The organism is Peribacillus sp. Bi96, assembly GCF_918698115.1.
GTDB lineage: Bacteria > Bacillota > Bacilli > Bacillales > DSM-1321 > Peribacillus.
This window is the reverse complement of record NZ_CAKKLV010000014.1, coordinates 36,423-63,246: the sequence shown is the minus strand read 5'-3', so window position 1 is coordinate 63,246 and position 26,824 is coordinate 36,423. Positions and strand designations below refer to the sequence as shown.

Genomic DNA, 26,824 nt, shown 5'->3' with positions numbered 1-26,824 from the left:
TGCCTCAACCAATTCCTTTAGTCCCATGTTTTTCTCTCAAGGCTCATGTAGAATCTTACTTACTCCCCATTTCCATGAAGCCACTTTTTTGTGACGACAATCATTTCTTCTTGTTGTTCCTTAGCTGAAATAGTCGCTTCATTATCTCCTTTTTGCTTTCCGTATAGGCCAAATTGGGCGTGGTTTCCCCCCGCTATCTTATGCATGTTTGCCTCTTTAGATAATAAATGCTTTGTCTCCTCGATCTTCTCTACTTTGGACAGTCCATCATATTCTGCATATAACGATAGCATTGGAACTTTCGTTTTCGAAAAGTCATTAGAATCACTCGGGTAAGAACCGAGGAAGATAATCCCTTCCACTTCTCTCGGATTCTCATACGCATATGCGGCCGCAGCTACTCCTCCTAACGAGTGTCCGCCAACGTACCACTTCTCCACAGATGGATATTCATTTTTTGCTTTTGCAGCTTTGTTTTTATCAAACAAAGCGAAGTTGAACCTCACATCTGGAATAACTACTGTATATCCATCTTTCGCTAATTCCTTTGCATAATAGCTGTATGCTTCCGGCTCTACCTTAGCACCTGGATACAGGACAATGCCCTCTTTCTTGCTTTTGGTTGGTTGGAATGTGACAAACCCATTATCCTTTGTTATATTCCCCTTCCCAACAAACGAATACAATTCATCGGATGGTTTATATGTTTGCTCCGACCAAATGTAAAAGCCGCCGAATGCGATAACCATTAATGCAATGATACTAATAAGACCGTATTTAATAGCCTTCTTCATGCTATACCTCTATTCCTAAAACTTATCTCTTGGTGTACGATGACTAAACAAAATGGATAGTAGTCTTGTTTTTTCGCCTTTTCGAAAATTCTTTTTCTGTTTGGATAAAACGAACTAACATTTCCTTCCCAATACTTTTTAATGTTTTTGTCAATTTCTTCCCTTTTGCTGACAGATAATCATCTCTTCTTAGAATGAGCACATTAGTCACGAATGACTATTTATATATGATCATAACAAGAATCAAGGCATCTAGAAAGAGCGTAATAATAATGATGGAGACAGAAACAAGCGGTGGCAGCTCCAAAAATTCTAAAACGCCTATTTGCGTGATAGCAGTCGTAATTGTGCTCGGTCCAAGCTATGTGATACATGCGATACAGACCAGTAAGTTTCCAGGGAAATCAATATATGAAGTGACCCATTGGACCTAGTAAGCACCTATGATGCCTGACATCGATACTCCTTCCTGTCTCATTTACAGTTATTTCTTGTGACTTGTTTTGATGTATTTTATAATGATAAAAACATAATTGGGGGGATGTATTTGGATACTATTCTCTATTATTGTTATTCATTCATTTACATTATTCTTTTTATAATGGGAATGATGTTCATTCGGCAGGATCGTAGTTTTTTATCGTCTTCAAGCTTTCTCCTCTTAATTACTTTCGGGCTCATCGTGGATAACTTAATCATTGCCTCTGGAAAATTTATAGGTGATGGCCCTTTGTTAGAAATGTTAAATGCATCTCGTTTCTGGAGTCATGGTTTTATCACCCCCACATTGATCTTGTTTGGCTGGGGAATGGCAAAGAGGGTACATATTCCTTTTTCAGAAAAAATCATATCATTCTATTTTTTCTTTTTTCTTACGGTGGGACTTATCATCTATGAATTCATTGTCAATATGCATAAGACATTTGTACCCGTCTACAAGTATGGCGTTTTAAGATATGTTAGTGAGGAATCTTCTGGTCCCCCTCTTATGGTGGTTATTGTAACCTTTACCCTTTTGATAATCAGCCTCAACATTTATGTGAGAACACGTTGGATTTGGATGCTTTTAGGAGTCCTTGTCATGATTGTTGGAAGTGCTATCCCCATCCCACTAGAAAGTTCGGCTGTTACAAATGCATTTGAGTTAATTTTTCTATGTTTACTATGGCTTACAAACTACAAGCTAGATCCCCACTTCCCACAAAATGATAATTCCCTAGAGATACAAGGAAAAAGCGTAAAATAAAAGTCGAGACTCATTAACGTAATGGAAGCAATCAAAAAGAAGCCTCTAGTTGAACCAAAGGCTTCTTTTCGTCGCGTTTCTTCTATTATATTTATTTATTGATCTTATACGCTCAAAAATAATTCAGAGATAGTATCTCATAACAAGTCCTTTATCCATAATTAGATTTCACTAATATCTGCTAAAGTTAGTTACCTTCTCTCCGTAGCCTTTACTTATCATTGGTCAACAAAGATATAAGGAAATGGTTCTTATTGTCTTTCTTATATCCGATATACGGGCTGTCACAGCAACCCTGTAATTGGACAGTATCCAATCTCGTATTATTTAAAGATTGTTGGGGCAATAGGGATACATACCAAGTATTAAAGAAAAGCACTAGGTTAACAAAACACCTATTTTATTCTACAAGAATCGAAATGGCACTATACACCAATAACAAAGCCATAATTATATTAAACTGACTTCTATACTTTTTTAGGAACCTTTGAAACAGCGAACCAAATACACTCCAACTCATGGTACTAAGAAAGCCAACGAAAGCTAGAAATATAGAGAAACACAGTAAACTGATATTTGAAGTGTGATAAGGAATGATAAAGGTTGATACTGCTGTTATCCCATATAAAATACCTTTCGGATTTACGAATTGTAAAAGCATTCCTGAAAGAAAACGGTTATTTTTATCTCCATCTTCACCTTTATCCTTATTTTTACTACTCATTATAATTTTTGTAGCCAGATATAGCATATAGATTGCAGCTAGGATTGTCATAAAAAATTCAATTTTAGGAATGAAATTTTTAAGCAAAAGATTAAAATAACTGGACAATAACATGATTACAAAGAAACCAGCACCAACTCCTAAACAGAATTTAAGTGTCTTTTTAAACCCGTATTTGTTAGCAAAAAGCATTGCCATAATATTATTGGGACCAGGGGTAAAACTCGTGACAAAAACATATAGCAAAAACGTGAATAATGGCATGTTGAACCCTCTTTCTTTAATGTATGTTATAATGCCTATAAAGAACAGTATAACGACTTACTTTTTATTGTACAATACGATCGTTATATTGTATATATGGGAGTGTATTTATGGAGGAAATAAATCTTATCCTTGCAAAAAACTTAAAAGCCTTTAGAGAAAGTAAAAAATTGAGCCTTGAAAGGGTTGCAGAGTTGAGTGGCGTAAGTAAAACGATGATTGGTCAAATTGAAAGAGGAGAGTCGAGCCCCACTATTACAACGATCTGGAAAATTGCAAATGGCTTGAAAATTTCTTTTTCTTCCCTTATAAATAATCCGCAGCCAGATACAAAAGTTGTTCACAGAAGTGATATTCAAACATTATCTGAGGACAACGGGAAATATCGGGTCTATCCCTATTTTCCCTTCGAAGATGATAAACGATTTGAAGTTTATTCGATCGAGATAGACGAAGGTGGATTTCTAAGCGCGGATCCGCACAGAGAGGGAACTGAAGAATTCTTAACTGTTTTTGAAGGGGAACTAACTGTACGAGTAAAAGACAAGGAATACACAATACAAAAAGGTGATTCTATCCGATTCAAGGCAGACAAGCCCCACTCTTATCTCAATTCAGGGGAAACATTAACTCGATTGAGCATGATCTTATATTATCCAAATTAAAAAACCCCGTTTTAAGTTAACAGGGTCAGATTGTAGACAAACTCGATAATAAATGAGTCTGTCTACAGTTTTTTTTAGGTTTTAAAATTTGACCGTTGCCTCCAGGCATTCGCTTTCCGTTGGCGATCCGCCCTCGGAGCTCTTTGCGCCTGCAGGGTCTCCCTTGTAGTAGAGATGATTATCATATTAGGGGGGCTTGCCAGGGTGATATGGAAAATCAACATTTGTTTCGTTGAAATTTATCTATTACAGAAGAAATTGAAGTGCCAATACTTTAACTGATAGAATAATATATTTTAAAAACCTATCAATCAATTAAACAAACAGAACCTAATCGTTTCTTTATAAACTATTTAGAAATGGATACTAAAGAGGCCCACCATTCAAGATGTACGATCTTAAATAGTGGGCCTCTAGTTGCCACATATACTAAATAATTGTCATAGATTTTGTATGAATTATATTCAATGATTTATCGGCTCTTTCGCATAACGGTTTTCTGGAAAAGGAAGTCCTTGGTTGCCACTCAATGTATCCGCTTCGTATTCCGTTCTAAGTAGTCCTCGTTTACTTGAGAATTGGTACGACAAAGTCGACAAAATCATTCAAAGTTATATGATCTATTACAACCATTATCGAGGACAGTGGAACCTAAAAAAGATGCCGCCTGCAAAATATAGACAGCATCTCCTTCAAGTTGCCTAGCTTTTTTTTAATGTCCTTTACAAAGGTTACACTTTATACGTTAAGGAATCGAGCTTTGGTGTTTGGCTTGTTTTACTCTAGCCCCATTTGTTGAAGGGAAGCTATTTACATACTTTTATACTTATTTAACAATAGCGCAGATACCTCTTTAATAATTTTCTTTTGAGATAAATTCGTTTTCTCCACTACCAATAACTCTGCAGCATCATATAAAATCCTCGAATATAACAATATTTTAAATTCATGTATATCACTTACATCACTTTTTTGAAACAATGATTCTAAATGTTTTTTTAAAGCATTAAGCATTTTCACTCTTAATAATGGGAATAAATTTTGATAGCTATATGGACAGCTATTTTTTACTTGCTGTAAGTATTCAAAAATGGCTTGGAATAAACACTCAATTCCCTTTTCATTCCATATATTCACTTCTTTTGTATGTTTTTTAAGTATATTAGTTGCTGAATCCTTTATCATTTCATCAAATAATTGATATTTATCTTCAAAATGAGCATAGAAGGTGGCTCGATTTATATTTGCTTGTTCAGTAATATTTTTTATTGTTACTTTTTCAATTTCTTTTTCCCTTAAAAGTTCCGTAAATGCCTTCACAATCGTTTTCCGTGTAGGTGTACTACGGATATTTTGAACTTTCATTTACTATTTCTCCTTATCACAACAAACTGTTATTTTTGTTGGTTGTTCCATCATATTTGCTGTTTTACAATGACTTTAAAGCAACATATGTTGCTTTAATTTTAATGAATAAGGTGGTAATAATCAATGAAAACAATTGCGATTATCGGTGCTGGCCCTGGTTTAGGTCTAGCAATCGCTAAGAAATTTGGTTCTGAACAATTTAACGTGGCACTTATCGCTCGTAACAAAGAAAAGTTATCAGCTATGGTTAAAGAATTAAAAGGCTTAAATATTGAGGCTAAATATTATTTAGCAGACTTACGAAATTTAGAACAATTAAAGCAAGCGTTAGAAGCTGCAAAAACAGATTTTCATAATATTGATGTACTAGAATTCAGTCCATATTCTGGACCTGAATCATTTATTCCCACATTAGACGTAACTGCGGAAAATGTGACAGAACAAATTAATTATTACTTATTGCCTGCAATTGAAGCCGTCCAAAGCGTATTACCAGGTATGCAACAAAAAAGTGCTGGTGCGATTCTTTTCACCACAGGAATTACTTCCATGCATCCAATTCCTCAACTTGGTAACGCAGGAATTGTCATGTCTGGAATTCGCAACTACGCAACCAACTTGCACAACATTCTAAAAGAGCAGGGAATTTATGTTGGTCATTTATCAATTGCAACACTTATTGAGCCAGGTACAGAAGGCGACCCTGACCTTATCGCAGATGTATGGTATAACCAATACGCTACTCAACCATACTTTGAAGCAGTTTATCCAGCCATAAAATGATCCTAGCTTTTACCTTCAATAATAAATAGCAATTAATAAAAAGAATCTCCAAGAGGGACCAAAATTGTTTGGTCCCTCTCAGACTGAAGACAAACTCGATAGAAATCGAGTTTGTCTTCAGTTTTTTTATGGCTTTTACAATTTGTCCGTTGATTGGAACGTAGGGCACTTGCTTTCCGCGGAATGACTTCAAAAAAGATCAAGTACATATGACTAGATTCTCTTTTTAATATCTTCCCTTATTGATTCAAGGATAGTACCTGATAAATTTGCTGGAAGAGATGAACCATCCTCAAAAACCCATGTATTTATTATTTCAAGATCTGCTTTTTTTAAAGTAACGCTATAATCTTTATAATTGTGAGTAAAATCAGCTGTAACCGTTTCTTCACCATCAAAATCGTCATCAATAATCATATTTTTTATTTCATATGGCTTCACGATGTAATCTCCTTTTTATCATTCTTGTATATAGAATTGACCTTATATGATTGTTTATTCACTTTTTTCACTCAGCCTGCCCAAATCAAAAAACGAAGGGTTTTTTTCTTACTATAGGACATAACTAATACTCCCCCACCAAAATTACGGTTTAATCAATTTAAGATCTATACTTATCCTGAAACTATTCCGGTACTGCTGTCTCTTTTTATCAGTTTAGCCGCAACTTCTAATGACCAATAGTTATCCTATTGTTTCAATAATTCTTTATCGTGCTACCAAATGAATGATTCATTCCATTAGATTTCAACGGCTTCCATCCTTATCACCCTTTCCTATTACAACATACTTAACGTGGCTAATCTTAAACAAGCTTAGTGCTATGCATTTACCTTTTGTTTGTGGCTAAGCCTGGCAGTAAAAAGCAAGCTAGAAGTACCACTAAATGTTGCCGATGCCTCTATAAAATTTTCGCGGATGCTTTATCTTTTAATATGCCGAATTCAACTTTTGCAGGAAACATATCAACTCCCTCTAATTTCAATCCCATTAGATTGGCAACCCATCCGTATAAATTATGAGGTAAACGATATGCCACAACTTCTCCACTTGATTCTTTAATAGTGATGATAGGTTCTCTTTGTCCTCCCAAATAACCTAGACAAAGAACCTGATGGATGACCCCTTTTGATTTTTCGTTTAGTAATACTGGAACTTTAAGAATTTCGTGTTTATTGGTGTCATTAAAAATTTTAGCACCTGCTTTATTTACTAGAAAATCTCCCATTCTTATTCCTTCTTTCTGTTCTATACCTTTGATAACGGATTATTTTATTACTTACTTATATTATTGGTAAGGGCTTCCCAAAGGGTTTCCTTTTGTTGATATCAGCTTGGTCCTTCATATTTTTCATCATTCTTGAATCGCAACATTTTAAGAACCGCATGAAAAGAGAGTCAATCTAATGGGTCATTCTTAAAACCACTGTTTACCGGTAGTCCTATTGAGATTCTCATGATTTATCTTTTATAACAGCCTATTAAAGATTCTTACTGATTCATATTACCCTTTCTAGTTAAAAAATAACGATTTAATTAACCAATTACCTTCATTGTGAATTTAAGAATATTCTGCACCATTTAATCATTAAAGCTAAAAATCCCCTCTGATTAGTCGAATGCCAAACTCCCCCGAAACAGGTGTAAAGCACTTGGTATAAAAATCTATATTTTCTTCCTCTATCAGCTACCATTCCAGGCTACTATCCCTGCTTTTGATACTCGATCTGAACCAAAATGCCTTTCATTTATTCAAAGCTATTGGTTTATTATTTTCGTCTTTATTCTTGCCCAGAAATTACAACGCACAAACAAATGCAGGGTAATCTGTCTTAATTTCGTGATTTTTCTTGAAATACAAATAAAGCTGCTATCACAGCTCTTTATAGAACCATTGCACCAAGTTGGTTAGAAAATCGAACCACCTTCATCAGCCACGGCCTATTGTGGAAGATGATAAAATCCACCTTTTATTCCTAAAGATTTAGTCAAATAGAAGTTTTATTGCAAGTGAGCAGTGCTACTCACTGCAAGCGGGAATATGAACAGCACACCAATTTTTGGAGGGGGGAATGAAGAATTAAAAAAAGCTTGTTGAGAAATACTACTTTCTCAACAAGCAGAGGCGATAACCTCATTTAATGTCACCTATCTTATCTTGCTTTTGTTTTAATTGATTTTTCCAGATGAATCTTTCTTTTTTAATCTAAATCCTACATAAAGAACACCAAACCATATTGGTGCAACAACTAAGGCCACCCGCATGCCTTCAATAAAGGCCATTAATACAATTACAAGTGCTAAGAAAGTGAGCGCTATATAAGTAGAAAACGGATGTAGCGGCATTTTAAACTTAAGTTTTTTCACTTCATCATTGGTTTTGGACTGTCTGAACTTTAATTGTGTAATCAAAATAATTGTCCAGCTAGTTATGACCGCAACCGTTGCAACCGCAGAAATATAGATAAATACTTTTTCGGGAACAATATAGTTTAAAAAGACCGCAACTAATAGGAAAGAAGATGAAAACAAAATGCCTCTTATCGGAGCACCATGTTTGCTTAGCTTCCTAAAGTATCTTGGGCCATTATTTTGCAGAGATAAGTTGTAAAGCATTCTCCCCGTACTGAACAGTCCGCTGTTAAATGCTGACAATGCTGCTGTCAAAACAACAAAATTAATAATATGGGCTGCTCCTGGAATACCAACTTGATCAAAAATAAGAACAAATGGGCTTCCTTCTGAGCCAACTTTATTCCAAGGGTATAAGACCATCATAATGCCTAGCGCACCAATGTAAAAAATCAGAATTCGCCAAACTACGTTATTAATGGCAGAAGGAATCGACTTTTTAGGATTTTCAGCTTCCCCTGCTGTAATTCCGATCAATTCTACCCCACCGAAGGAAAACATTACCATAACTAATGAAAATAATATGCCTTTAACTCCATTTGGCATAAATCCGCCATGAGCCCATAGATTTTCAAATCCTATTGGCTGTCCTTCGTTCCCGATACCAAAGAGTATGATTCCTAATCCTGCAAGAATCATCCCGATAATCGCGATAACTTTAATCATCGCAAACCAGAATTCAAACTCCCCAAACGCTTTTACGTTAATCAGGTTAATCAAGGTAATGCCAATAAGAACCACAAGTGCCGTAACCCACTGAGGGATATCTGGAAACCAATAGTTCACATAAACACCAGCAACCGTAATTTCAGCCATTCCGACCACTACCCACATAAACCAATAGGTCCATCCGGTTAAGTAACCTGCGAAAGAGCCCAGATAACGGTTCGCATAGGAACTAAAGGAACCTGAGACTGGCTCTTCAACGGCCATTTCCCCCAAAGCCCTCATGATTGTAAAAATAACCAATCCTCCAACTATATATGAAAGAAGAATTGCCGGCCCCGCCAACTGAATCGTTTCGCTAGACCCGTAGAAAAGGCCAACTCCAATTGCCCCGCCAAGAGCAATTAATTGGATGTGTCTATTACTTAAACCTCTTTGAAGCTTTTCACCCTCTTGATGCATGAATAAACCGCCTTCTTCCAAAAAAAATATTCCTTTAATATTAAACCATTATTGTTTCTATTTCCACATGTTTGAAAATTCACATAATTCTTTTATTAAATATTTTTTCAGTAATATCCATCCTTAGGAAACTTAACCACGGGTATCTTCTTTTCGGGGGTCTAGATGATCTATATTAAATTTTCCCCTTTTGGTTTTTCCCTTCATCTACATCTTGCATCCGGTTATGTAGTGCTTCTACGGTGGATAAATGTTTCATTACGGTGATTGTAGGTTAGGCTCAAGTGTTGGATAAATGACCTTAATAATTACAGGCTATATTTAATATGTAACATAGCAGTATACTATTGACCCCTTGTTAATAAGATTTTAAAGATGGTTTTGAAATAAGGGGGATTTTTTATGAGTGAGAATACACAGGAATTTAATATGAGAAATACATCTGGAATGTTTGTAGCACGCTCGTTGGATGAAATTCGTTTTTGGTCAAGAATAATGAAGGAGCATTCGTTATTTCTAAGACTGGGTTTCAGGTGTGAGGATACACAGCTAATTGAAGAAGCTAATCAGTTTTATCATGTATTTGAACGGATAGAACAGCAATCTCATTCTTTTACAAATCAAACTGACCCAGAACAGATTAGAAGATTTAATTCGGAAGTTCAACAAGCCGCAACGGGGATTTTTATATTTAAAAGGAAAGTATTAGGATTGATCCTTACTTGTAAATTGCCTGGGGCAAACAATTTCCCACTTTTAGTCGATCATACAAGCCGGGAAGCCAATTATTTTAGAAAACGATTAAAAGAATTAAATGAAGGAAAATTGAAACCTCTTGCAGATGCTATTATCAAAGAAAATGTTTTCTTTTTAAGAATAATGGCAGACCACGCAAAATTTATCGGACATCTCCTCGATCCATCGGAAAGAAAGCTTGTAGATATGGCGCGGAACTTCAGCAATGATTTTGATCAATTAGTCTTTCAGGCTGTAGACTTAGAGTCCATGAAACCACAATCTCAAACAGCCCCTCTTTTGGATCAATTTTTAGATCAGAATCGTGTGTCTGTTGTATCGCTTCGGGACTTTAAGAAAACCGCCAGGGATTTAATCGAGGAATGCAAAATCAAGAGCATTATCCATCCACTATTGGCAGATCACGTTTTCCGTGAAGCCGAACGTTTTCTTGAAATTATCGATATGTTTGAAACCCATCTTTCCGGTGAAAACTACAATTAATTGAGTAAGCATTTATAAAAATGCAATGATCATAGTTCTCTTAGACTAAACCAAAATTAGCCCTTCTAAATCAGAGAAGGGCTTTTATATATATTTGAAGGAATGCTTCTCTCTTCTTACCCCTCTATTCATTACGCGTTAAAATCCTCTAAAAACAACTAGTTCCTTGTTCCTTAATTGAAGCAATGTCTTCTCTTTTAACCAAGTAGTTCAGATTTGCCAAGCGCATGTAAGAATATCAAATGCTGCGGTGGGTGTCGATTATTTCATTCTGTTCAAATTAACCAAGTTCTTCATTTGAATGATTAGGTACTTCCACTTTCATAAAGGAATAACGCATCAAGTCAATTGACTCGCTGCATCATTCCTTTATAATTTATTAAACGTTTCATCATCGACAGGTTCTAACCATTCCGTTTCTCCCGGTGTCATTGCTAAGTGTACAAACCAACTGTCTTTTGTTGCACCATGCCAATGTTTTACATTCGGCGGAATATTCACAACGTCCCCCGTTTTGAGTAATTTAGCTGGTTTTCCTTCTACTTGATACCAACCCTCACCACCAGTAACTAGCAAAACTTGCCCAATTTTATGAGAGTGCCAGTTATTGCGAGCACCAGGAGCAAAGGTTACATTCCCGATTGAAGTATTGAGTGGTGTTTCATCAGTAAACACCATTTGTAAGTATGCATCCCCGATAAAGTTTGCTTCAACTTTTTCTCCCAATGGAAAGATTGTGCTATTGCTTAATTCTTCATATGCCATTTATAAAACCTGCTTTCTTTTAATTTTTATAGATTGCGATGTTAAATGCAAACCAAGCTTTGAGCTAACCTTTCTAGAACGAAAGATGAGTGATGATTACAGCAGTTTCATCTTTTGTTAAACCTTTTGCCTTCTCTGAATGAGGTGTAGAGTGTTCAAAATTTCTTCCAGCAAGACTTTCCCAATGACATCACATATATTGGCCAAAACTTTTGTATTTAGGACGATGTTCTCGCTCGTGTGCAATTCATTCTCCAAAAACTGATCACCTATTAAGCCTGTTGTTTTGTAGGTCGAATAATCATTTCATTAATGGCAACATCTGCAGGTTCTTCAATCGCGAAAGCAATCGCACGTGCAATACTTTCTGGTTCAATTGCGCCTTTGTACAATTCATCGTAGGCCTGTTTTATCTCTACATCCGTGATACCCTCTGTCAATTCCGTGCTCACTGCTCCTGGAGAGATATTTGTTGTACGGATATTTGTACCACTAATTGCTTCTTCTTGACGTAAACCTTCAGTGATTGCTCTCACTGCATGTTTGGTACCACAATATACTGATCCACCAGCAAAGACATGATGCCCAGCAATGGAAGAAAGATTAATGATGTGTCCAGACTTCTGTTCCCGCATGGTAGGTAGAACGGCAGCAATACCATAAAGAACTCCTTTAATATTCACATCGATCATCATATTCCATTCTTCGATTTTTTTCTTGAACATAAATGATTGTGGCATGACTCCTGCATTATTAACTAGTACATCGATTTTACCAAACTCTTTAAGAGCGTACTCGGCTAACTCTTCCAATTGCTCATGGGCAGTCACATCCGTCACTTTATAGATAGCTTGTCCGCCATTCTTTTGAAGTTCTTCTTGCAATTTCAACAATCGGTCTTCACGACGAGCCGCTAATACTAGCTTCGCACCTTTAGATGAAAGTTCTTTTGCAGCAGCTTCTCCAATACCACTAGAAGCACCCGTAATAATGACAACTTTATCTTTAATATTAGACATACAAAACATCCTTTCTTTATTACTACTTTTTAAACATTATTTTTACTTTTCTTCCGAAAACAATTCTTTAGCCACCGTTATGGCTGACATCGCTTTTGGCCAACCAGCATAAAAAGCAAGATGGGTAATGACTTCAATAAGTTCTTCTTCAGTAAGGCCATTTACTTTTGCTTTATTGAAATGAAATCCTAGTTGTTCTGTATTTCCACCAGCTATTAAAGAAGATACAGTTATTAAACTACGTTCACGAGGAGAAAGCTCCTTACGCTCCCATACATCCGCAAATAAAACATCATCGTTTAATTGTACAAGTTTGGGAGCAAACTCTCCGATCATTTTCTGTGCAGGAGTAAGGTCGTTTGGATTTGACATTTTATCCCTTCTTTCTTTTTTCAATTCACTATTCTCTTATGCTGAGGTGGATAAATATAATGCCCCGATAGTAAATACATATTGATGCGATATCGCACATCTGTGTATAATATAAAATGAAAACTTGATGTCTGCAATAATCAAATGATCACAATTTGTGCCTTATTGCTCAATTTTAATAAAATTGTGTAATTATTTTTATGAAAGTTTGGTGACTCTCACAATGTCTAGGGTGGATAGAAGAATACTCAAATCTCAAGAAGCCATAAAAAAAGCTTTTATTGAACTAATGTCTGAAAAAAATTTCGATCAAATTACGATACAGGATATATCTGACAGGGCGAATGTTGGCCGAAGAACCATTTATCATCACTACATGGATAAGTTTGATCTACTGGATAAACTCATTGAAGAACATATTAACGAACTAAGAAAACTCTGCCAATCCGCGTCCGAAATGGATTTTAAAGATGGGAATATTATTTGGTTTGAATACTTTGAAAGTAATTATTTATTCTTTTCGACGATGTTAAAGAGTAAAGGAGCTTCCGCTTTTCGGAGTCAGTTCCTGGAATTTGTCATTGAAGAATTAAAGAGCGATGTAAATATATCAGAAGGAACAAATCAAGGATTAAGTAAAGATGTTATTCTTACATTCTTTGGATCAGCTGTCGTAGGTGTAGTGGAATCTTATTTCACGAAAGGTATACCTGATCCACCTCAAGTCGTGGCAGAACAAATGGGAATTTTGTTAGACAGGAATCTATTGTAACTTCTTTAAAAAAGCATCCTCAATTAGTGAGGAACAAATGAAACGTCATTCACCATTCAATTTTAGTGAGAATGTGCAGAACTGTACTTAAACTATTAATTAGTGATGACAGAAGAGCACATATTAATATGTGCTCTCCCCCAGACTGTAGACAAACTCGATGAAAATCGAGTTAGCCTACAGTTTTTTTATGGATTTTACAATGTAAACGTTGATTGGAACGTAGGGCACTCGCTTTCCGCTGGCGGTCCGCCCTCTTCTTGCGCCTAAAGGGTTCTCCCCTAGACGCGCTTTTCCCGCAGGAGTCTCGTACCTTCAGATAGAACTCCTAATGCCTACAGCCTGATCAAGTCTATCGATAATTGGTTAAATACATATATTTTTAAGTTTTTCTTTATCTGATACACGAATCCAAGGTAAATCTTGATTATCATCATTAATACCTGGTGTGATAACGCGGCTATATAAAAGGTCATATATGCAATCATTTATTAAACGAATATCTTCTTCAGTTATTTTTCGGTTATATGGTATAGTTGCAGCACTTAAATGTTCGGTTACCCCTCTAATAAACCCACGCTGTTTCAAAGAACTTCTAATCACTTCTCTAATAGCCCCTAGACTAGTTAAAGGGAATACTCCCAGGTGTTGAACAATCATTTTTAAAATATCCTCTTTTGATAAATCCATTTCAATATTATTCCGCAATTATACAACCCCCTTTTGTCAAAATATTCTCCAAACAAGGGGTTTATACCTTCTTTATTTATGAAAGAAGCTAAAGGGATAACGTATTAATGAAGTAAAATATCAAAACGGATAACGAATTAGCCCTTCTCTTTTGAGAAGGGTTTTTTTTATTAATCCTCCACTATCATAAAATCAAAAATCTTTACAGATGAATTAGCTTTAGCTTTCAATGCTGTTTTCGCAATCTTTGTTGTTTTTTAACACAGGCTTAAAAAACATACCCTATAATTATTTTAGAAGAATGAAAAGGAACATTTTATCATTGCTGTATTAAGAGAGGATGGTAATTATGTATATTAGCTATAGGAATTATCAAGACGGAACCAATAATTTGGTTGTTGTAGAAAGCGATGGAGTAATTACTAAAAGCCTAAAAGGTAAAGAAACAGCAATAAAAACTCACAAGAGAAAATTAACACGATTGAGGGCTAAACATAAGTGAATAATATTATGAAATTACCGTTAATCTATAGACCTGGTTAAGTAAATCCAAAAGTCCTAACTCTTGAAATCACCTTTTTTATCCAAAGACAAAGTGGTTACATCTGTGTAATCGCCTTTGTCTATCTCTTCTTTAGAAGCATCTCTTTTCAATTCATCTTCTGTATTAATTCCTTCTACAATTGTAGGTTCAACAAATGAGCGATTTTCTTATTTCATTTGCACACCCCTATTGCCCAGGCATTATTCAATCGATTCTCCATCACCTTCTATGTCCAAAAGAAAAAGCACTCAGATGCAAATATAACTATTTTTAACCTCCAAATGAACGTAGCTGTTTTTACTTTGCATTTATTGCACATGGTAAAGCCAGTAATCAGCCGACCTATAAGGGCCACTTCACCGTCCTGCAATTGAAATATTCTATTGCATTAATGCCCTTATTTCTTTCTATACTGTTTATTACTGTAATAATCGGGATTGTTTGAATATGGGTATGGTCTTAAAAAAAGCACTGCGAACAGCCTTTAAAAATATTACTGTTTGCAGTGCATCTTTTTGTTCGATTAACTAAAAACGAGACCTTCACTATATCAACATCAAATTTCACTTCAATCTGCTGTTATTCCAAAGTTTTTGTGATGAACAAGTACTTTTCTTTGAAATCAACTAACGGACGGAGTGCTTTTTATGACCAAGCCTCTTTTAAAAGCTTCACGCCTAACTGGATTTCATCGCAAGTAAGATTACTAAAACCAAATTTAAGAACTGTTTCATCAGAATGATTTTTAATGAAGTAAATGGAGGTAGGATACACTTTAACACCCAAAAAGGAAGCACGTTCAATTAGCCATTCTTCTGAACGATTCAAACGTATCTTAACTAATAAGTACAAACCAGACTGCTCCCCAATAATGGATATATTTTGTTTGAAGTACTTTTTTAATTCGGAAACAATGCACTGCATTTTTCGCTTATATACAAGACGCATACGTTTAATATGGCGATTCCATTCTCCTTCTTCCATAAATTTAGCCATTGTAAGCTGGCTAAGAAGAGAAGTGGTACTCTCGAAATGAAGAAATTGATCTTTATAACGGTTTATAAGTAGCTCTGGCAGCACCATATAACTTAGACGTAGTCCTGGAAGAAAGGACTTTGAGAAATTCCCTAGGTAAATAACTCTTGTTGAATCAATGGAAGAAAGTGCTGGAAATGGTTGTTGCGTATAGCGAAATTCACTATCATAATCGTCTTCGATAATATATCCTTGCATCTTGTTAGCCCAATGAATAAGCATTTGCCTTTGTTGAATGGACATACTCACTCCAATTGGACTTTGATGGGAGGGTGTTACATAGATTAACCGTGACTTCATTTGTTCTAATTTTGAAAGGTCAGCACCTGTTTCATAAACTGGTAATGTTTCCAGCGTAAATTGATGGAATTGAAAAGCTTCCCTAGCTCCATCATACCCTGGGTCCTCTACGACAATGCTTGGGAAATCACCCTTCAGGATTTGTCCAAGATGAATCAACATTTGTTGGGTACTACTGCCGATGATAATCGAATTTGCATCTGTTTTCACCCCACGAGATTGGAGTAAATATGTCGCGATTTGTTCACGCAAGCATACCTCACCAAAGGGTTCCCCATATTGAAAGCTCTCCTGTAATGTTAACACTTGATTTGCTATTCTCCTCCAAATTTTCAAGGGGAAATGGGTTTGATCTACGGCTCCTGCTTGGAAATCAATCAGGACCGGTGTCACCGACTTTGTTTGTTTATGACGTGGGACTAAAGCATCTTGAAATAAAAGTGGCTCTAAAGCATTTGCAAAATACCCTTTTCGACCTTCTCCACGTATATAGCCTTCAGCTACAAGCTGCTCATATGCCATTAATGTCGTATTGCGGCTTACTTGAAGGGAGTCGGCAAGGTGGCGAATGGAGGGCAATGGATCACCTGCTGGTATGTCACCTCGCTCTATAAATAATTTAAACTGCTCGTAAATTTGTTTGTATTTGGGAGAGTCATCCTTAAACGCAAAAATGGTATTTTTCATTTACAATCACCTTTGACATGTCTATTTTTATATAATTGTACCTTTTTAGATGTCAATTTACATCGTAGAATATCTTATATAAGCGATGAATGAAAGAAAAAACAAGTAAATAGGAGGAAACATGATGCATATTCCTAAACATTTTCAACTCAATGATGAAGAAATGATTTATGATTTTATCGAAAAGAACAGCTTTGCCACTTTATTTTCTCAGCACAATGGAGAACCGTACGCTACCCATCTTCCACTCACATTAAATAAAGATGAAGACGCTTTATATGGTCATTTTGCTCGCCCAAATGAACAATGGAAGGATATAGAAAACCAACAAGTTCTTTTGGTTTTTCAAGGCCCTCACTGTTATATATCTCCGAGTTGGTATGAAACAACAATGGCAGTTCCTACCTGGAATTATGTGTCTATCCATGTATATGGAAAGATCGAGATTGTTGAAGATCCAAAAGTAATATTCGTTTCATTAAATGACATGGTAAACAAATATGAAGGTCAAGATAGCCTATACACTTTAAATGATGTAGATTCCAATTTTATCGAGGGGATGAGTAAAGGGATTGTAGCATTCAAAATAATAATCACAAAAATTGAAGCGAAAGCTAAATTAAGTCAAAATCATCCTGTGGAACGTCAAGAATTAATTATCAAGCATCTAGAAAACACTTCTAATCAAGATAATCTACAAGTATCCCATCTAATGAAAAAAAACTTAAAAAATATAAATAAAAGGATTTAACTTTGTCATGATGGGTGCGTTGGAGAGCAGCCATTACGGCATACGGTTGGGTTCAGGAGATAAAAGGTAGCTATGTTGCTAGTGAGGATTTCCGAATCGGTCAAATGGAATCTAACGATGATAATGATATTACCGTGATAGTTAAAAATGTTAGACCTAACTTTGATTTACTTTAAAAAAACAGCCATGTTCGTGTGAACAGGCTGTTTTTTTATAGGGCAGGCTTTTATAACGATAATAATTTTAGTTTTTGCGTTTGAAACTCCTCATCTGTTAGAAATCCTTGTACTTTTAATTTTGCTAGATTTTCTAACTTTTCAACAATATCAATCTCTTTTATTGAAGGAATAGAGTTAAGCATCACTAATATTTGATTTGGTCCCGTACGCTTCATAACCCTGTATCCATGATCTGCTGCTGTTGCAAGCCCTTCATTATTAGGTTTACAATATCCATTCGGCTGACATGTACCGTCATCCCGAACCAGAAGTTTTCCCAAAAGACCAACAGGAACCCATTCAGGTCTTTGCAAACGTGGGATATATTCTTTTGAAGCGTCCCATTCAGGATTTAATATTGGTTCTGTTTTTGTAAACTCTGGTTGTACTACTGTTCCATCAGCATTTTTCATTTCGGGTACAACCACCTCATGGTATTGTATCCTGCCCCATTCATCTTTTTCGAAGAGGTTGTGCCAGCGCAAATCACTTGCATCCGCAATCATTGCTGGAGTTGCACTCACTACCCCGAGAATATACTGATCTGCAGCATTCGCTTTACGTATTTTATCACCTGCACCATCGAAAGTAACAAAGTAGCCAACATCAATTGGGTTTCGATCAACCGTTTCAAACATTTCAGCATAATCGGCTGCAGCAGGAGACAACACAACACCGTCGAGGTAGAGATTTCCTGTCGCCCCTTCGATTACAGCGGAATTTAACGTTGGCCCAACAGCAAGACCGTTTGCCAAATGCCAGGAAAAAGGGAAGCGTGTGGTCCCATTTTGCCCCATAATATGAGAACCAGTTTGAGCTGCGATCGTATTTAGACCCTCTGAATGGGAGAAAGGAGCCTGTGCTTGTGTCTGACTCCCTTCTGCGTGAGAAATTGCTCCGTTGGCTTGCGTCCCTTGGCCTTCCGCATGAGAACTGTCTCCATTAGCATCTGTATTGTTCCCCTCGGCATGAGAGGATATCCCAAAAGCATTCGTATTTGTTCCCTCTGCATGGGAAGCAATTCCACTCGCGGTACTTCCTCCTCCCTCTGCATGGGCCGCTGTTTGAGAAGCAACCGTATTTTCTCCCTCCGCATGTGAATGATCTCCGCTTGCAGTGGATCCGCTACCTTCTGCATGAGCAGCAAACCCACTTGCATTGGTGCTCGATCCTTCGGCATGAGAATTCACACCAAAAGCGAAAGTTCCATTCCCCTCAGCATGTGCATTTTGGACATTCGCAATTGTATTCGTTCCTTCCGCATGCGATGCTGGACCTAAGGCCTGTGTTGAACTTCCTTCCGCATGAGCTGCTTCTGCACTGGCCGAGGTGCTAATACCCTCTGCATGAGAGAAATCCCCCATAGCTTGCGGACCAGATAGGGACGTAATATCTTCGGTTCCCCCTTCCGCGTGAGCAGCAAACCCACTTGCAGTTGTTCCGATTCCCTCAGCATGTGAACTCTGTCCACTAGCAAAATTGGGAGCAGGATTACCAAGTAGGTCCACACCACCGCCTTCTGTGTGAGAGGCCCTGCCACTTGCCGTATTTCCTTCTCCTTCAGCGTGCGCGTTAACACCGCTGATCGTTGTTTGCGTATTTAATCCTTCTGTGTGCGAATTAGCTCCGGCTGCTGTTGTATTATTTCCCTCTGCATGCGATTGGTCTCCATTGGCAGTTGTAAACAAACCTTCACTATGAGAAACTCCTCCATTAGCTAGCGAAGCGCCTTCCGCATGGGACGTCGACCCAAAAGCTCTTGACTGGCCTTCGGCATGGGACGCAAATCCATTTGCTATGCTTTCAAAACCTTCCGCATGAGTGGCATCCCCGCTTGCAGTTGTTCTAATTCCTTCTGCATGGGAAACTATTCCACTTGCAATAGTGGAGGATCCTTCCGCATGAGCACTTTCACCTTGTGCTAGAGTTGTATTGCCTTCGGCATGTGACGCAAATCCACTGGCGGTAGTCTGAAATCCTTCTGCATGGGAATCCGTTGCAGTAGCGTTTGTATTGCTACCCTCGGCATGAGAAGCTTCCCCACTGGCGGTTGTACTTTGTCCTTCCGCGTGAGATCGTAGCCCACTGGAGATAGAGCCCTCCCCTTGGGCATGAGAAGAATTTCCACTGGCAATTGTGCCTAACCCTTCGGCATGAGCAGCAAATCCACTAGCAGTTGTATTGACTCCTTCCGCATGGGAAGCAACAATTCCATTGGAGATTGTACCAACTCCTTCGGCATGGGCAACAGAACCACTTGCAGATGTATTGAATCCTTCTGCGTGTGCAGCAGGTCCACTAGCGGTTGTCCCTATGCCTTCTGCGTGAGCACCATCCCCACTTGCTAAGGTAGGTGCTGGATTACCTATTTGATCTACTCCACCTCCTTCCGCATGGGAGGCCCTGCCACTAGCCGTATTCCCTTCTCCTTCTGCGTGCGCGTTAACACCGCTAATCGTTGTTTGTGTATTCAATCCTTCTGTATGCGAATTAGCTCCAGCTGCTGTTGTATTATTTCCCTCTGCATGCGATTGGACTCCACTTGCATGCGTCGCAAAACCTTCCGCATGGGAAGCAACCCCGCTTGCTGTCGTAGTAGATCCCTCTGCATGTGCCGTATCAGCAAACGCCGCAGTCTGGAACCCCTCCGCATGGGAAGAGTTTCCCGTCGCAATTGTTACACTTCCTTCCGCATGGGAAGTATTTGCACTGGCGGTAGTTAGATATCCCTCCGCGTGGGAAGCTATCCCGCTTGCTGTCGTAGTAGATCCCTCTGCATGTGCCGTATCAGCTGTTGTTTCGGTATTAAACCCTTCCGTGTGTGTAGCGTTCCCACCTGAAGTTGTAGTACTTCCTTCTGCATGGGAAGCAGACCCGTTGGCAATTGTATTCATTCCTTCTGCATGTGAGGCTGTCCCATTAGCAGTTGTATTTATTCCTTCAGCTTCCGAACACTCCCCTATCGGATTCTGGTTACATCCATTGGCCATCAAGATTCTCCATTCCACGTTTATTTTAAGTTATAAAAAATGAACATATTATTACTGTATGCATTATCAAAAATATGGTATGGACAAGTCCCTTAGTTAAAAGGCCGTTGTGTATGTTAACTAAAAATACTTCACCCCTGAAATCGAAGAAATTGAAAATGGAGGGATAGTATATAACGATTTATTCTTCACTAAAAAAAGTTGACAAAGTCCACTAATTAAACTAAAGTTTTAGTTGATATAGTCCACTAAAAAAAGGAGCTTCCAATGAGTATAAATAATAATACTATTGCAGATATTCGGAAATTCAATAGGTTTTATACCAATATTCTTGGTTTATTTGATAAGCATATTTTGGATACCGGATATTCTTTCACAGAGGCAAGGGTACTTTTAGAAATCGGTTTATTGGAGCAGTGTATAGCAAATAATCTAGTTGATAAACTGAAAATTGATCGTAGCTATATGAGTAGAATAATTGCCAAGCTAAGTAAAGATGGATTAGTTATCAAGGAAAATTCGACCTTGGATAGCAGAACTAGTCTGATTCGATTAACTCCAAAAGGAATCACTATTTTTAACCAGATTAATGAAAAATCTAATGAACAAGTAATGAATTTATTTCGAGGATTATCAGAAAAAGAAATTAAAGAAATCCATACTTCTATGATGTTCATTCAGAAGAAATTGGATAGTTTGGAGGGATTACAGGATGATACGATTTGAAAATGATTATACAGAAGGTGCTCATAAGCGAATTCTAGAACGATTAATAGAAACCAATGAAGAACAAACACCTGGATATGGAGTGGATGAACACTGTGAAAAAGCGAGGGCTTACATTAGAAAAGAATGTGATGCTCCGAATGCAGATATACACTTTTTAGTAGGAGGAACACAAACGAATACAACTATTATCGCTTCCATTTTGCGCCCGCATCAAGGTGCAGTTTCAGCAATTACTGGTCACATAGCAGCACATGAATCTGGCGCAATTGAAGCAACGGGTCATAAAATACTTACTTTACCAAGTGATGATGGGAAAATCCAAGCAGCACAGGTGAAAGATTTATATGATGCTCATTGGAACGATGTCACTCATGAGCATATGGTACAGCCAGGCTTGGTTTACATTTCTAACCCTACAGAAAATGGAACGACTTATAGTAAAGTCGAATTGGAAGCATTAAGTAAAGTTTGCCGGGAATGTCGTTTGCCATTGGTAATGGATGGCGCTAGATTAGGATATGGTTTGGCTTCAATGGATAGCGATTTAACATTGGAAGATATTGCAAGTCTATGTGATGTATTCTATATTGGCGGAACTAAAGTTGGTGCGCTGTTTGGTGAAGCAGTAGTCATTATAAATGATGCCCTGAAAAAGGATTTCCGATATATTATCAAGCAAAAGGGAGGATTATTGGCTAAGGGAAGACTTTTGGGGATTCAGTTTGAAACTTTATTTGAAGATGGATTATACTATGAAATTTCTAATCATGCCGTGGAAATGGCAATCATGATTCGAGATGCATTTGTTGAAAATGGATTTTCATTACGATATGACTCTACATCAAATCAGCAGTTTCCCATTTTGCCGGATGATGTAATTTTGGAATTAGGCAAAAAGTATTCATTTTCCTTCTGGGAAAAGATCGATGCTACACACAGTGCTATGAGATTTTGTACTAGTTGGTCTACGAAAAAAGATCATGTTGAAATGCTAGTAGAAGATATTAAGGCGACTAAAGGAGAAAAAAATGGCAACGATAGAGTTATATGCAGAGAATAGTTATATAAAAGAATGTACGGCAAATATTGTTTCAATAAAAGAACAATTTGTTGTGTTTAATCAAACGATTTTTTATCCAGGTGGCGGTGGACAGCCTTGTGACCGAGGGATTATTAAACAAGGTGATAAAACCTATAATATATTAACAGTAAAAAAAATAGATGGAGAAATTATTCATGAACTTGAACGTCCATTACAGGACATTAATCAAACAGTAGAGATGCAGATTGACTGGTCTTGGCGGTTTCAGAATATGCAGTACCACACATTATTGCATGTCATTTCAGGTTATTTATATCAACATTACAATGCTTTAGCTACAAGTAGTCAAATTGAAAAAGATCATGCGAGATTAGAGCTGTCTTTTTCTCCTGAATTAATACAGGAAATACCATTTGATCAACTAGAACAATCAATAAAGAAGATATTGACACAGCCACATAATGTTTATACGAAAATATTAAGTAGAGATGAAGCCGAGCAAAAAGAAGGTACTATTAAGACGGTAATTAATTTACTTCCAACTTCTCTTAACGAAATTCGAATCGTCCAAATAAATGATATTGATGAGCAAGCATGTGGCGGAACCCACGTCAACAACACAACTGAAATTAAAGACTTTTCCATTATGAAAATTCAAAATAAAGGTCCCATGAAAAAAAGGATTAAAATTCAACTAATGGATTAAGTTCTCCTATCCCTTCTTTTTAGCAATGAGGGGATAATCAAGTGGACAGTGGAAAATTCATACGGGAATCGTTCCATAAACGGTAGCATCAATATTGATCATTATTTTCATGTTCCAATTTGCAGCTGCCGATCTTAAGCGACTTTATTATAGTTGAAATTGAAAAAATTAGTATATCATAAGGAAATATTTAACCCCGTTCATAATTACTTGAACGGGGTTATTTGGGTTTAAGATCGAATTAATCACTGCACTGTCACTAAACAGGTGCGTTTTTCTTTATTTTTATGTATATAAAGAATAGACTGTTTTTCCTTCTTCCTGTAACCAGCAGTACTTGAAAGACTTCATGCACATGCCAATTGTTTCGTGCACTTGTAGCGAATGTTACGTTACCAATTGGCGCGTTTAGAGGTTTGGGATCCATAAAGGTCATGGAAAGATATGCATCATTAATGAAATTATCGGTAACTTTTTGACCTAAAGGAAAGATTGTATTGTTCCTTAGTTCTACGATTCATTTTGTTTAACTTTTTTATTTATTGAATTTTGGATCTGGAAGAGCCCCTACTAATGAATGGGGTACATATAACTCTTCTAAATAATTCATCTCATCAGGAGTCAACCGAATATCAAGTGCAGCTACTGCACTTTCAAGATGGCTTTCTTTTTGGGCACCTATGATAGGTGCAACAATCTGATCCTTATTAAGAAGCCAAGCTAACGCAATCTTATCACGAGTGACCCCATGATTCTTTGCGACTTCAGCCAATCGTTCTACGATGCCGCGATCAACTTTCATCATACTATCATATTTTGAATGTTGAACCATGTCTGTTTCAGAACGAAGAGAAGTTTCTGACCAATCACGAGTCAAACGGCCTGATGCGAGTGGACTGTATGGTGTTATCGCAATTTTTTCATCACGACAGAATGGAATCATTTCACGCTCTTCTTCACGGTAAATCATATTATAGTGGTTTTGCATGGAGACAAATTTCGCCCAGCCATTATGTTCTGCTACATGTTGCGCTTTTTGGAATTGCCAAGCATACATAGCACTACCACCAATATAGCGAGCTTTTCCTGATTTAACTACATCATGTAGAGCTTCCATAGTTTCTTCAATTGGTGTGTCATAATCCCAGCGATGAACAATATATAATCTACATAATCTGTTCCCAAGCGCTCCAAACTATGATCAATTTCGGTCATAATTTCTTTACGAGATAAACCGCCGCTGTTAGGACGACCAGGACGCATTGTTTGATGAACCTTTGTTGCAAGGACAATATCATCGCGCTTTGTATAGTCCTTCAGTGCACGACCTAGAATTTTTTCACTTTCACCCATTGAATAGATATTCGCAGTATCAAAAAAATTAATCCCCAAATCGAGAGCTTTTTTGATAACAGGACGGCTTTGACAGGAGTCGTTGCAGCTGTGGGATCAGAAGGTAAAAAAAAATTGTATTAGGATCACGTTGGCCTGTGACTCTATGACGAATCACTCTGCTAAATTAGAGAGTTTTCGAATGTGTTTAGGCACAGTAGAGTAAACATTCCACTTACCGGTACTATTGTCAAAAACCAATGAAGTTCCTTGTTCTTCTCGGGATAACCCATATCGTTGGAACCTCCATTTGACTTCTGCATTTTGAACGTATAGTTAAGACTCTTAACCTTTTTACAATGGTTTCTGTCGAATGCTAAATATTAAATACTTTTAATCATGCCGTGTCATAACTTGTCCAACATACATAAAATATTTGATGTCATATAGAAAGGTGAGGAAAAAATGAGCAGAAAAAGTAAAAAAGAAATTGAAGTTAAGGCTAATGTTAAGATTAAGGTTAAGGTATTTCGCAAACTATTTTTCTTTTGGTAGGCAACCAATTGGTTTTCATTGGAACCTAAACCTCCAGCATTTTCTTTGAATGTGTTGTTCAACTCTTTATATATTTCCTCTTCGAAAGTAACTATTCTAGCACTCGGATAGTTACTTTTCTTGTGTCATGGTAGCACATTTATGCATATTAACCAGGATGGAAAAGGGGCATTCAAACTAGTGCACTTTTCATTACATTTCATAATCTCTAATTGACCTAATTAATAATAATGTGAAGTGTAGAAATGTATAATAACTCATGGAGACCTGGTCAATGTCCACCACAAACCTTGCCGACTCAGTATGACCCACCTCAAATTTCACAACAAAACAGATTCTTTTTGAATAGATTTCACTTGTAAAAGCCAGATTATTAATATATGAGTAATACTAATGAGGGACCTTTATGAACCAGGCAGGTGTTAATGAAAAGTATAAGGTATCACCATTTTATGTGTTTTTTTTAGTGCATTCCATGCAAACAGGATTAGGCGTGTTGAGTTTTCAAAGAGATTTAGCTAAGGTTACTGGAACCGATGGCTGGATTTCCATCATATTAGCCGGACTAGCTGTTCAAATAATAATTTGGCTTATATATAAGATTTTCAGTATGGTTCCTGGTGATATCATTTCCGCTAATCATCATGCATTTGGTAAATGGATTGGAATTTTCTTCAGTCTCTTATTCATTCTTTACTTTTTTGTCCTTGGCACGACGATCCTAATCGGCTATATAAATGTCATACATGTTTGGATGTTTGACGAGGTACCCTCTTGGGTGTTAGCTTTGGTTTTCCTGACCCTGATTTATTATATAATTACGGGAGGATTCCGATCAGTTACGGGTATTACCTTTGTAACTATAATAGCTTCATACTGGATTTTATTTGTACCTTTATTATATAGTTTAAAATACGCTAATTTCACCCATCTTCTCCCAATTTTTGATCATACATTATTGGAAATAATGAAAGGAACTAGAACAACTTCATTATCAATGCTTGGTTTTGAAATGATTTTGATGTTTTATCCATTCATCAAAAATGCTGAAAAAACACAAAAGTATGCTCATGGAGGAGCCTTAGCCACTACGTTATTGATCTTATTTATTTATGTTGTTTCAAAAGCTTTTTATTCACAGAAAATGTTGGTCCTTACCCTATGGCCAACCCTATCGTTGTCCAGTATTATTGAATTTCCCTTTATTCAACGGTTCGAATACATAACCATTTCTTGGTGGACCCTCGTTATCATACCCAACATGGTCATTCCTTTGTGGGCAGCCAGCAGGGGGGTCAAGCGCTTATTCAATGTCCAGCAAAAGTATCCCTTGTGGGCAATGTCCATAATCATATTACTTATCAATATATTTCTTTTTGATTTCGAAGCCTTAGACATATTAAATAAATTAATCAATCCATACAGCGTGAGCTTTCTTGTTTTATACTTGCCATTTCTTTGGATTATCCTAAGCATAAAAAAATTGAGAAAACGTTTATGACAAAGTTAAAATTTCATTTTTAATAAAGAATAAATTGCAAGCCCTATCACTGGGCATTCATTGCATCTCACCTTTTAATTCAGTTCTATTCAATCACTCTTCTCAGCTTGGCAATCCAAGGAGAAGCAATATCCTCTACAGGGAACCGTCTTTGCTTAAATCTAAGATTATGAAACGGTTCAATTTGAGGATA

Annotated in this window: 23 protein-coding genes and 3 pseudogenes; 12 read left to right on the top strand and 14 right to left on the bottom strand. The window is 37.0% G+C overall.

What is annotated here, in order from left to right; all coding sequences use genetic code 11:
- Window positions 1-59: 59 nt before the first annotated feature.
- Entirely contained in the window at window positions 60-794 is a 735-nt protein-coding gene (locus tag LQ203_RS17125; RefSeq protein WP_230159569.1) for an alpha/beta fold hydrolase, read from the bottom strand.
- Window positions 795-1,066: 272 nt separating this feature from the next.
- Between LQ203_RS17125 and LQ203_RS17120 the strand changes: the two genes are divergently transcribed.
- Both LQ203_RS17120 and LQ203_RS17115 read left to right on the top strand, forming a co-directional pair.
- Window positions 1,067-1,228, top strand: coding sequence for a hypothetical protein (locus tag LQ203_RS17120; protein WP_230159568.1), 162 nt, complete (start codon window positions 1,067-1,069; stop codon window positions 1,226-1,228).
- Between the two features lie 248 nt (window positions 1,229-1,476).
- The gene (locus LQ203_RS17115) at window positions 1,477-2,040 is read left to right on the top strand and encodes a hypothetical protein (protein ID WP_230159567.1); all 564 of its coding nucleotides are present in this window, start codon (window positions 1,477-1,479) and stop codon (window positions 2,038-2,040) included.
- A 400-nt stretch (window positions 2,041-2,440) separates the two neighbouring features.
- On the opposite strand, the gene LQ203_RS17110 is transcribed toward LQ203_RS17115, so the two are convergent.
- Window positions 2,441-3,028, bottom strand: a complete 588-nt coding sequence (locus LQ203_RS17110) for a LysE family transporter (protein WP_230159566.1) — start codon at window positions 3,026-3,028, stop codon at window positions 2,441-2,443.
- A 110-nt stretch (window positions 3,029-3,138) separates the two neighbouring features.
- Between LQ203_RS17110 and LQ203_RS17105 the strand changes: the two genes are divergently transcribed.
- Entirely contained in the window at window positions 3,139-3,693 is a 555-nt protein-coding gene (locus LQ203_RS17105) for a helix-turn-helix domain-containing protein (RefSeq protein ID WP_230159565.1), read from the top strand.
- A gap of 464 nt (window positions 3,694-4,157) precedes the next feature.
- Here the strand turns inward: LQ203_RS17105 and LQ203_RS17100 are convergent.
- Window positions 4,158-4,302: pseudogene (locus tag LQ203_RS17100) on the bottom strand (LLM class flavin-dependent oxidoreductase); the annotation flags it as partial.
- 3 nt (window positions 4,303-4,305) lie between these two features.
- On the opposite strand from LQ203_RS17100, the pseudogene LQ203_RS27695 reads away from it, so the two are divergent.
- Window positions 4,306-4,398 (top strand): annotated as a pseudogene (locus LQ203_RS27695) (IS3 family transposase); the annotation flags it as partial.
- Between the two features lie 105 nt (window positions 4,399-4,503).
- On the opposite strand, the gene LQ203_RS17095 reads toward LQ203_RS27695, so the two are convergent.
- A complete protein-coding gene (locus tag LQ203_RS17095; protein ID WP_230159564.1) occupies window positions 4,504-5,058 on the bottom strand; it encodes a TetR/AcrR family transcriptional regulator in 555 nt (184 codons plus the stop codon).
- Window positions 5,059-5,184: 126 nt separating this feature from the next.
- Between LQ203_RS17095 and LQ203_RS17090 the strand changes: the two genes are divergently transcribed.
- On the top strand, window positions 5,185-5,844 hold the full coding sequence (locus tag LQ203_RS17090; protein ID WP_230159563.1) for an SDR family NAD(P)-dependent oxidoreductase: 660 nt from the start codon (window positions 5,185-5,187) through the stop codon (window positions 5,842-5,844).
- A 213-nt stretch (window positions 5,845-6,057) separates the two neighbouring features.
- Here the strand turns inward: LQ203_RS17090 and LQ203_RS17085 are convergent, their stop codons facing one another.
- The 3 genes from LQ203_RS17085 to LQ203_RS17075 form a co-directional block, all read right to left on the bottom strand.
- Complete coding sequence (locus LQ203_RS17085) at window positions 6,058-6,285, bottom strand: hypothetical protein (RefSeq protein ID WP_230159562.1); 228 nt, start codon at window positions 6,283-6,285, stop codon at window positions 6,058-6,060.
- A 460-nt stretch (window positions 6,286-6,745) separates the two neighbouring features.
- Window positions 6,746-7,072, bottom strand: a complete 327-nt coding sequence (locus LQ203_RS17080; RefSeq protein WP_230159561.1) for a hypothetical protein — start codon at window positions 7,070-7,072, stop codon at window positions 6,746-6,748.
- A gap of 941 nt (window positions 7,073-8,013) precedes the next feature.
- Window positions 8,014-9,384 (bottom strand): amino acid permease, encoded by a 1,371-nt coding sequence (locus LQ203_RS17075; protein WP_230159560.1) that lies wholly within the window; start codon window positions 9,382-9,384, stop codon window positions 8,014-8,016.
- 402 nt (window positions 9,385-9,786) lie between these two features.
- Between LQ203_RS17075 and LQ203_RS17070 the strand changes: the two genes are divergently transcribed.
- The gene (locus tag LQ203_RS17070) at window positions 9,787-10,623 is read left to right on the top strand and encodes a DUF2935 domain-containing protein (protein WP_230159559.1); all 837 of its coding nucleotides are present in this window, start codon (window positions 9,787-9,789) and stop codon (window positions 10,621-10,623) included.
- A 369-nt stretch (window positions 10,624-10,992) separates the two neighbouring features.
- On the opposite strand, the gene LQ203_RS17065 is transcribed toward LQ203_RS17070, so the two are convergent.
- The 3 genes from LQ203_RS17065 to LQ203_RS17055 form a co-directional block, all read right to left on the bottom strand.
- On the bottom strand, window positions 10,993-11,388 hold the full coding sequence (locus LQ203_RS17065; protein ID WP_230159558.1) for a cupin domain-containing protein: 396 nt from the start codon (window positions 11,386-11,388) through the stop codon (window positions 10,993-10,995).
- Between the two features lie 272 nt (window positions 11,389-11,660).
- On the bottom strand, window positions 11,661-12,407 hold the full coding sequence (locus LQ203_RS17060; protein ID WP_230159557.1) for an SDR family oxidoreductase: 747 nt from the start codon (window positions 12,405-12,407) through the stop codon (window positions 11,661-11,663).
- 42 nt (window positions 12,408-12,449) lie between these two features.
- The gene (locus tag LQ203_RS17055) at window positions 12,450-12,779 is read right to left on the bottom strand and encodes a carboxymuconolactone decarboxylase family protein (RefSeq protein WP_230159556.1); all 330 of its coding nucleotides are present in this window, start codon (window positions 12,777-12,779) and stop codon (window positions 12,450-12,452) included.
- A 223-nt stretch (window positions 12,780-13,002) separates the two neighbouring features.
- Between LQ203_RS17055 and LQ203_RS17050 the strand changes: the two genes are divergently transcribed.
- Complete coding sequence (locus LQ203_RS17050; RefSeq protein ID WP_230159555.1) at window positions 13,003-13,551, top strand: TetR/AcrR family transcriptional regulator; 549 nt, start codon at window positions 13,003-13,005, stop codon at window positions 13,549-13,551.
- Between the two features lie 366 nt (window positions 13,552-13,917).
- On the opposite strand, the gene LQ203_RS17045 is transcribed toward LQ203_RS17050, so the two are convergent.
- Complete coding sequence (locus LQ203_RS17045; protein ID WP_230159554.1) at window positions 13,918-14,259, bottom strand: hypothetical protein; 342 nt, start codon at window positions 14,257-14,259, stop codon at window positions 13,918-13,920.
- 1,171 nt (window positions 14,260-15,430) lie between these two features.
- A complete protein-coding gene (locus LQ203_RS17040) occupies window positions 15,431-16,807 on the bottom strand; it encodes a PLP-dependent aminotransferase family protein (RefSeq protein WP_230159553.1) in 1,377 nt (458 codons plus the stop codon).
- A 124-nt stretch (window positions 16,808-16,931) separates the two neighbouring features.
- Here LQ203_RS17040 and LQ203_RS17035 point away from each other — a divergent pair, with 124 nt between their 5' ends.
- Window positions 16,932-17,558, top strand: a complete 627-nt coding sequence (locus tag LQ203_RS17035; RefSeq protein ID WP_230159552.1) for an FMN-binding negative transcriptional regulator — start codon at window positions 16,932-16,934, stop codon at window positions 17,556-17,558.
- Between the two features lie 226 nt (window positions 17,559-17,784).
- On the opposite strand, the gene LQ203_RS17030 is transcribed toward LQ203_RS17035, so the two are convergent.
- Window positions 17,785-20,766 (bottom strand): peptidase G2 autoproteolytic cleavage domain-containing protein, encoded by a 2,982-nt coding sequence (locus LQ203_RS17030; protein ID WP_230159551.1) that lies wholly within the window; start codon window positions 20,764-20,766, stop codon window positions 17,785-17,787.
- Window positions 20,767-21,033: 267 nt separating this feature from the next.
- Between LQ203_RS17030 and LQ203_RS17025 the strand changes: the two genes are divergently transcribed.
- The 3 genes from LQ203_RS17025 to LQ203_RS17015 are packed head-to-tail and all read left to right on the top strand — an operon-like array spanning window position 21,034 to window position 23,243.
- Complete coding sequence (locus tag LQ203_RS17025; protein WP_230159550.1) at window positions 21,034-21,492, top strand: MarR family winged helix-turn-helix transcriptional regulator; 459 nt, start codon at window positions 21,034-21,036, stop codon at window positions 21,490-21,492.
- Complete coding sequence (locus LQ203_RS17020) at window positions 21,479-22,555, top strand: aminotransferase class V-fold PLP-dependent enzyme (RefSeq protein ID WP_230159549.1); 1,077 nt, start codon at window positions 21,479-21,481, stop codon at window positions 22,553-22,555. Before LQ203_RS17025 ends, LQ203_RS17020 begins: the two co-directional genes overlap by 14 nt.
- Window positions 22,524-23,243 (top strand): alanyl-tRNA editing protein, encoded by a 720-nt coding sequence (locus LQ203_RS17015; protein WP_230159548.1) that lies wholly within the window; start codon window positions 22,524-22,526, stop codon window positions 23,241-23,243. Before LQ203_RS17020 ends, LQ203_RS17015 begins: the two co-directional genes overlap by 32 nt.
- Window positions 23,244-23,778: 535 nt before the next feature.
- Here LQ203_RS17015 and LQ203_RS17010 read toward each other — a convergent pair.
- Window positions 23,779-24,665: pseudogene (locus tag LQ203_RS17010) on the bottom strand (aldo/keto reductase); the annotation flags it as partial.
- Between the two features lie 871 nt (window positions 24,666-25,536).
- On the opposite strand from LQ203_RS17010, the gene LQ203_RS17005 reads away from it, so the two are divergent.
- Window positions 25,537-26,631 (top strand): GerAB/ArcD/ProY family transporter, encoded by a 1,095-nt coding sequence (locus tag LQ203_RS17005; protein ID WP_230159547.1) that lies wholly within the window; start codon window positions 25,537-25,539, stop codon window positions 26,629-26,631.
- The last annotated feature ends 193 nt before the right edge of the window (window positions 26,632-26,824 follow it).